This is a genomic window from Acinetobacter sp. UBA2063 (assembly GCF_002333245.1).
GTDB classification, from domain to species: domain Bacteria; phylum Pseudomonadota; class Gammaproteobacteria; order Pseudomonadales; family Moraxellaceae; genus Acinetobacter; species Acinetobacter parvus.
In genome coordinates this window covers 6,387-13,787 of sequence record NZ_DDAH01000122.1, presented here as the reverse complement: position 1 = coordinate 13,787, position 7,401 = coordinate 6,387, and the positions used below count along the sequence as shown (strand labels likewise).

Here is a 7,401-nt window from a genome sequence, read left to right as displayed (position 1 = left end):
TTGAGTTTAAAAGTAGAAAATCGAATAAAGCTGAATAGACTGGATCCGTATGCCTATCTCAGTGATGTGCTGAAAAGGCTGCCGACCCATAAAGTGACCCAAATAGAAGAATTGCTACCACACCGCTGGAAACCTGAACCGAATTAAAAAAATAGGCATGGGGTTCAGCGGGGGCTTACGCCTAAACATACAGCCACTAAAACCTTGTAATTGTTTGTAGAACAATAACCATGTGGTTCTATAAAGATGAGTCAATAAAAAAGCAGACCTAAGTCTGCTTACCCAACGTGAATTTGGTTTAAGCAGATTTTAATTCAATCGGTTTTAAAATCTGCTGAATCCCAGACTTATATCCATTTACAAGCACCAAAGCATATAATGTTAAAGCAGCAAATATGAATCTTAAAACCATAAAACCAATCGACAGAAGTTTTCCCCCGAGTTGCACTATCGGCAAATATATGATTAATCTTGCCACAAGTGAGCATGTATTGCTCAACCCGCTCTGAAATATCAGTGCAGAAATCATCAATTAGGCAGAAAAGTGTTGTAAGCGGTGTGTCGATAGGCATTTTGAGATCATTGTTTTTTGTCATGATTAAATTTTGACTTAAATGCCTATCCTTTTACAACGTCCTTATCCCGAATTCACGTTACCCATCTTATAACTTACATTGCAGAATTTGCTCTGAAAACAGACTTTTCCATTGTTCACGTAAAGTCGGCAAATAGAATTTTTCCCCAATCATGACCAATTCCGCATCAATCAAGGCATGAATTTCATGCATGAGTATATAATCCAAAGCAATAATTGAGAGTTCAGGATGTTTCTGGGAAATTTGCTTGCGTCTAACTTGAGCTTTTTTTACCAATTCATTGGCAAATTTTTTATCTTTATAGGTGGTAATTGCACTTAAACGAAGCTCAATAATGCCCCAGCCCTCTAGTAATTTTTTAAAAACTTCAAAATCTTTGGCCGTTGCTTCCCATGTCACATTTTCCAGATTATTGTCTTCTGGTAAGACAGGTAACAAAAGGTCTGCCGTACTTGGAAAAATTTTCTTTAGATTCAACAAAAACTTGACAGGATTTTCATGAGACAGACCAGAATATTGAATATGAGTTTGAGTATCTGTCAAATAAATATTAAGCATAATAAAAGCAATGGTCTAGTCAATCAAACGGATATTGTACGCACTTGCAGGAGAGAAGTACACTTCGCAAGGGCAACCATCACACGCCTCTCAAAACAATAAGGGCGTATACCATACGCCCCTACCACTCATGATTATTTACTACTCGGTGCAATCATCTGCTCAGGACGAACCACTTCATCAAATTGTTCAGCAGTTACCAAGCCTAGTTCAACCGCAACCTGTTTTAAGGTTTTATTTTCCTTATAGGCTATTTTAGCGACTTTGGCAGCGTTTTCATAACCAATCACTGGATTTAGTGCAGTCACCAACATCAGTGAATTATGCAGGAAATAATCAATTTTCTCACGGTTTGGTTCAATTCCTACCGCACAGTGGTCATTGAAACTATTACATGCATCACCAAGCAACTGGATTGATTGCAACAAGTTATAAGCAATCACTGGCATAAACACGTTGAGCTCAAAATTACCAGACGCACCAGCAATATTGATAGTCGTATCATTGCCCAAGACTTGAGCCACCACCATGGTCATGGCTTCACTTTGTGTCGGGTTTACTTTCCCAGGCATAATACTTGAGCCTGGTTCATTTTCAGGAATACGGATTTCCCCTAAACCACAACGTGGACCACTTGCCAACCAGCGAATGTCATTGGCAATTTTATTTAAGCTTGCAGCCAAAGTTTTTAATGCACCAGAAGCGAATACTGCCGCATCACGCCCTGCCAAGGCTTCAAATTTATTAGGTGCCGTTACAAATGGTAGGCCTGTCAGCCCAGCTAATTGTTCTGCGGCTTTTACGGCATAATCAGGATGAGCATTGAGTCCTGTTCCCACCGCCGTTCCACCTAAAGGCAATTCATATAAACCTGCAAGCGCCTGATGTAGACGCTTTAAGCCATGATCCAGTTGTGACACATAGCCACTAAATTCCTGTCCTAGCGTTAATGGAGTCGCATCCTGTAAATGGGTACGTCCAATTTTGACAATATCATCAAATTGATCGGATTTACGTTGTAAAGTTTGTTTGAGTTTCTCAACCGCAGGAATTAGTAATTCATTGATTTGCAGACTTGCGGCAACATGAATCGCGGTTGGGAAAGAATCATTGGTGGATTGCGCACGGTTGACATGATCGTTTGGATGGACAGGTTTTTGTGCGCCCAAAGCTTGCCCTAATTTCTGGTTAGCAATATTGGCAATCACTTCATTACAGTTCATGTTGCTTTGCGTACCAGAACCTGTCTGCCATACCACCAATGGAAACTGAGCATCCCATTGCCCAGCAATGACTTCTTCAGCAGCACCCACAATATATTGACTTAACTCTTCAGGCAGTTGTTTAAGTTCTGCATTGGTGATGGCAGCAGCTTTTTTTACAAGTCCCATTGCACGAATCATCGCACGGGGTAAACGCTCCTGACCTATTTTAAAGTTTTGTAAACTTCTTTGCGTTTGCGCGCCCCACAAGGCTTCATTTGGAACCTCAATTTCACCCATGGTATCGTGTTCAATTCGTATGTGCATAACAACCTCTGCTCTATCTTGGTAAGAATTTTCACGGGCTGAAGCAAATAGATGCCTTGGCTAGCTCATATTGAATGTTTATCAAGGATATTCAACAAACCGCCGTATTATCCCCAAATGGCTTAAGAATGCAAATAATAATCATTATCTAAAACCTGTTGCCAGCTTTAATGGACTGTATTGGTAATCATAAAGCGATAGCAGACTTAGTTACCTTTTAACGTATTTAGATAAAAACGCCATTCATCTCCAATCATTTGTGTTAAGGATCGTTTCGGTGTCCATGCAAGCATCTTTTCTGCTTTATCAATATTTGCCCCCAGTTGAGCCAATTCCTCATGTTGATAAACTGCGGGCTGAACCCGAATTTCGGATTGGGTTACTTTGGCAACTTCATCTAACAAACCTAGGATAGAGGTGGTTTTTGAGTGGGCGATATTAAATGCCTCCAAACAGCCAACCTGTGTTTCCAGCCACTTTAAGCCTGCCAGTACGGCATCACAAACATCCAGCACATGCAAGAAGCTTCGTTCAACCGTACCATCTTTAGTCTGTGCCTGATTTTGCAACTCAATGCAATCACGTTGCATTGCGGCTACCTGCAAGGCCAGAGGCACAATATTCTTCGGTAATTGAACAACATATTCACCCAATACCCCATGCTCAAAGGCACCGACAATATTGGATAACCGCAGGTTAATGATCTTCCATTCATGGTCAATCCTGTAGGTATCCGCAATAATATCCTCCACCATTTGCTGGGTACGAATATAGGGATTAGCATAGTGATAATTAAATTTAGTCTCCTCGGAAAGTTCCGAATCAGACTTTCCATAGACCGCCACGCTGGATAGGTTGATAAGCTGTCTCACTCCCATGCGTTGCATGGCACGTAATAAGCTCATGATACAACTGACATTATCATTATAATATTCAAGAGGTTTTAAAACCGATTCCTCCAGCGATTTAAAGCTCGCAGTATGAATCACCGCATCTATAGAATATTGTTCAAACACCTTATTTAAGGCAGGCGTGTTGCGTACATCAAGCTTTGCAAAAGGAATATACATGCCTGAAATATATTCCAGACGTTCCAGAGTCTGTAATGTGGAATTGGCCAGATTATCAACAATGACGATTTCGTGCCCACGAGCCAGCAAACTCAAAGCAATATGTGAACCGATAAAGCCTAAACCACCTGTCACCAAAATCATTGTATAATTACCTTCTTTTTAATATGTCCATCTTTATTTTTGCCTATGACCATAGTGAATGTTCCATGAGTACACTACTGTTAATTACCTCAGCACCTACTTCAATGATGGCCTGGCATGCATTTGGTTTAGCACAGGCATTACAAAATAAGCATGAGGAATTTCGTGTCTTCTTTTACCAGGACGGTGTTCAGGTTGCCAACGATTTACAGTGGTTTCCTGATGATCAGCGCAACCTGAAACTGGAATGGCAAAAGCTTGGCGTTCGACTCCCTGTCTGTGTCAGTGCCGCGCTTGCTCGGGGAATCACGGATGCCAGCAATGCACAACGTCATTCACTTCAGCAGCACAACCTGGCCCAAGGTTTTGAGCTGGTTGGGCTTGGAGAACTTGCTGATGCCGTACAAAGCTGTTCTCGTCTAATTCAATTCTAGATCAAGTTCTTTATATAGCGTGTCGCTTTTAAAAGGTAAATTGTGTGAAAACTGTACTCGTCATCCTAACGCAGCCTAATTTAACCAGTTTGCAGGTCAATGAAAGCTTGTCTGCAACTATGGTTTTAGCAACCTTTGGTATTTCTGTCAAAGTATTATTAAAGGATGCCGCACTGAGTTTATTGAACAATCAACTAGCGTTCGATCAGTTCACGCATGCCTTTAAAATTGCCGCCAATATGGTGGAAAGTTTTGAGTTTTACGATTTAACCCCAATTTTGGTTGAAAGCAAAAATCAACAATTAGCTATCGTCAAAAATACAGATCAGGATATTGAATTTATTGATATTCATCCTGAATTTATTCAGTCATTTGATCATGTACTGTATTGGTAAGGGATTCGCTCATGAAAAATTCAACCTTGTTTCTCGTCCAATCTCCTTATAACAATGTCAATAAAATTTTAGATGAGTTAGCACACATGGCAAAAGCGGATGACCATATTGTGATGATGGGGGATTCAGTCTTACAAGTCACAGATGCCGTTGTGGATACTTACCCGAATATCTATTGTCTAAGCAATGAACAAAGCCTATTGCAGTATGGTCTTAAAAAACGTGTAAACATTCTGGAATATGCTCAATTTGCAAATTTAGTATTAAAGTTTCAACGTTGTATTACGTTGAAATGAATATATCGTTAATTGAGTGATACCCATAAATTATTGGGCGTATACAATACGCCCCTACTTAGGCTATTTTATGCAGTTAGAGTTAGACCAAGACGGTCATTTAGTTGATTACACCATTTGGAATCCAGAAGTTGCACAGGAACTTGCTAAATCACTCGATTTAGAGCTGACAGATTGGCACTTTGATATTCTCAATGCTGTACGGCAGTTTTATCAGCAGTTTGGACATTCACCTGCAACACGTCCGTTGATCAAATTTCTCATGAAAACAGTAAGCCCTGAAATCAGTAATGCTGAGCTACAGCAAAAGTTTAATACAGGTCTAGTGGCTCGACATTTAAGTCGCTTGGCTGGCGTTCCCAAACCTGCCAATTGTTTATAGATCATTGAAAATGATCTATGAGGCACTATTTTGCTTTTGTTGCATAAACGCAAAATAACCTGGGCCAGCAGCGACCTTTACCTCTTTTACATCAATGGGTTCATTACATTCTGAACAAACAACCTTAGAACTAAATTTGTGTCCACTGGTTTTATGAGTAAATTCAATCGGTTTGCCCAAACCCATGTCCATCCATTTATCGGCCCATTGCACCATTGTCAGAATAATCGGGTACAAGTCCAACCCTTTATCGGTAAGTTGATATTCAAAACGTTCCTGACGCTCCACATAGGGAACTTTGGTTAAAATTCCATATTCAACCAGACGTTTTAACCGTTCTGAAAGGACATGACGCGTAACTCCCAAACTACGCTGGAACTCATCAAAACGGCGTATACCCATAAATGCGTTGCGCAAAATCAGCATGGTCCAACGGTCACCCAATACTGAAAGCGTCCGCGCCACTGAACATGGCTGATCGCCAATCTCATCCCATTTCATTATTATCACCCATCATTTTTCAAACTTATAAGGTATATAATCCACACCTTGAACCCTAACACTAAAAAGTGAATCAATATAAAATATACACTAATGTATCTTGGTCACCAGATACAAATTACCCTACTTTAATACAAAGGCGTCCAAAATTAGATGGATGTTCCAAATCACCAGCAACCTGAACCGTTGTTCCTTGTGCTTTATGATTTACCGTGACATCAACACCACATCCAACCCCACAATAGGGACATGTTGTTTTTGTAATGATTGTTTCTGCTTGATCGGAGCGACTGTGTTCTAAATTTTGAATACTGTTTATGACTGCCCCTTTTATCTATTTCATCTATGCCTGAATTTCACATTCTGTTTGGGTTTAGGCACCAAGGAACCTAAACCCCAAAGATGATTAACCTGCTTTTTTCATTGCAAAATCCTTACCAAATAACAATTTATTTCTAAATGTTGAAATTGGTGTTTGATCTGCAATCAATTCCGCATACCACATGCCATCTTCAGTATCACCGAACAGTACCGCACCGATGACTTTATCTTTCTGAATAATGATACGCTTGTAAATTTGTCGTTTTTCATCATTCAGGATAATGTCTTCGTAATCTTCTTTCGGTTCAAAATTTCCAGCCGAGAATACATCAACACCACTAACCTTAAGCTGAGTTGGAACGGTTGGCGACTTGAACGTTAAGCTACCGTGTTCTGCCAAGTGTGTCGCACAGATAAATGCTTGTCCCCACAATGGTTCGACGAGACCAAAGGTCTGATTACGATGCTCAATACATTCACCCACTGCATAAATACTTGGGTCAAAGGTTTGCATCGTATTATTGACCAAAATACCACGATTGCAACGTAAACCAGCACTTTGAGCCAAAGTGATATTTGGACGAATACCGACTGCAAATACGACAAGATCAGCATCCAACACTGTGCCATCTTTCAGACGTACTTGGTTAACATGACCATCTTTACCAATCAATGCTTCAGTATTTGCCTCAGTGATAATATTAATCCCTTTTTCTTCGATGCTTTGACGCAACATACGACTTGCACGCCCATCAAGCTGACGCTCCATAATGCGATCCATCAAATGAAGAACAGTGACATTCATGCCACGTTGTTTCAGACCATACGCTGCTTCCAGGCCAAGTAAACCACCGCCAATCACGACTGCATTTTTTTTAGTTTCACAATATTTAATCATGGTATTCACATCATAAATATCACGGAAACTAATCACACCTTTCAAGTCAACACCTTGTACTGGTGGAATAAATGGCTTAGAACCTGTGGCAATGATCAAACGGTCATAATCAACACTTTCACCTTTTTCTGTATGGACTGTCTTGCGAGTACGATCTATTTTTACAGCTGGATCATCCGCTATAAACTTGATGCCCTTATCGCTATACCAAGTATGAGGATGCAACATAATATCTTCGATCGTTTTCTCACCAGAAAGCACGGGTGAAAGCATGATT

At 40.3% G+C, this 7,401-nt stretch carries 10 protein-coding genes and 2 pseudogenes; 5 read left to right on the top strand and 7 right to left on the bottom strand.

The features are described from left to right. Window positions 1-147, top strand: a 147-nt coding sequence (locus B4H32_RS05385; protein WP_286800621.1) for a transposase domain-containing protein, incomplete at its 5' end; no start/stop codon positions are given. Between the two features lie 230 nt (window positions 148-377). Here the strand turns inward: B4H32_RS05385 and B4H32_RS05380 are convergent. The 4 genes and pseudogenes from B4H32_RS05380 to galE form a co-directional block, all read right to left on the bottom strand. Then, a pseudogene (locus B4H32_RS05380) lies at window positions 378-572 on the bottom strand (transposase); the annotation flags it as partial. Between the two features lie 90 nt (window positions 573-662). After that, window positions 663-1,154 carry a hypothetical protein gene (locus tag B4H32_RS05375; protein WP_004757839.1) on the bottom strand — a complete coding sequence of 164 codons (492 nt, stop codon included), beginning with the start codon at window positions 1,152-1,154 and terminating at the stop codon, window positions 663-665. A 134-nt stretch (window positions 1,155-1,288) separates the two neighbouring features. Next, window positions 1,289-2,683 (bottom strand): class II fumarate hydratase, encoded by a 1,395-nt coding sequence (fumC, locus tag B4H32_RS05370; protein WP_286800606.1) that lies wholly within the window; start codon window positions 2,681-2,683, stop codon window positions 1,289-1,291. 206 nt (window positions 2,684-2,889) lie between these two features. Continuing rightward, the gene (gene galE / locus B4H32_RS05365; protein WP_004682367.1) at window positions 2,890-3,897 is read right to left on the bottom strand and encodes a UDP-glucose 4-epimerase GalE; all 1,008 of its coding nucleotides are present in this window, start codon (window positions 3,895-3,897) and stop codon (window positions 2,890-2,892) included. Between the two features lie 65 nt (window positions 3,898-3,962). Here galE and tusD point away from each other — a divergent pair, with 65 nt between their 5' ends. The 4 genes from tusD (at window position 3,963) to B4H32_RS05345 (ending at window position 5,404) form a co-directional block, all read left to right on the top strand. Beyond that, entirely contained in the window at window positions 3,963-4,331 is a 369-nt protein-coding gene (gene tusD, locus B4H32_RS05360) for a sulfurtransferase complex subunit TusD (protein WP_010589273.1), read from the top strand. 44 nt (window positions 4,332-4,375) lie between these two features. Next, window positions 4,376-4,726 carry a hypothetical protein gene (locus tag B4H32_RS05355; protein WP_004682370.1) on the top strand — a complete coding sequence of 117 codons (351 nt, stop codon included), beginning with the start codon at window positions 4,376-4,378 and terminating at the stop codon, window positions 4,724-4,726. An 11-nt stretch (window positions 4,727-4,737) separates the two neighbouring features. Further along, the gene (locus B4H32_RS05350) at window positions 4,738-5,022 is read left to right on the top strand and encodes a hypothetical protein (RefSeq protein ID WP_004682371.1); all 285 of its coding nucleotides are present in this window, start codon (window positions 4,738-4,740) and stop codon (window positions 5,020-5,022) included. A gap of 70 nt (window positions 5,023-5,092) precedes the next feature. Further along, window positions 5,093-5,404: a TusE/DsrC/DsvC family sulfur relay protein gene (locus B4H32_RS05345; RefSeq protein WP_004682372.1), complete on the top strand. Its 312-nt coding sequence runs from the start codon at window positions 5,093-5,095 to the stop codon at window positions 5,402-5,404. Between the two features lie 15 nt (window positions 5,405-5,419). Here the strand turns inward: B4H32_RS05345 and B4H32_RS05340 are convergent, their stop codons facing one another. The 3 genes and pseudogenes from B4H32_RS05340 to B4H32_RS05330 all read right to left on the bottom strand — a co-directional run. After that, window positions 5,420-5,905: a winged helix-turn-helix transcriptional regulator gene (locus B4H32_RS05340; RefSeq protein WP_286800587.1), complete on the bottom strand. Its 486-nt coding sequence runs from the start codon at window positions 5,903-5,905 to the stop codon at window positions 5,420-5,422. A 127-nt stretch (window positions 5,906-6,032) separates the two neighbouring features. After that, window positions 6,033-6,224, bottom strand: a pseudogene (locus B4H32_RS05335) (hypothetical protein); the annotation flags it as partial. Window positions 6,225-6,311: 87 nt separating this feature from the next. Next, a partial coding sequence (locus B4H32_RS05330) for an NAD(P)/FAD-dependent oxidoreductase (protein ID WP_286800586.1) occupies window positions 6,312-7,401 on the bottom strand: 1,090 nt, incomplete at its 5' end.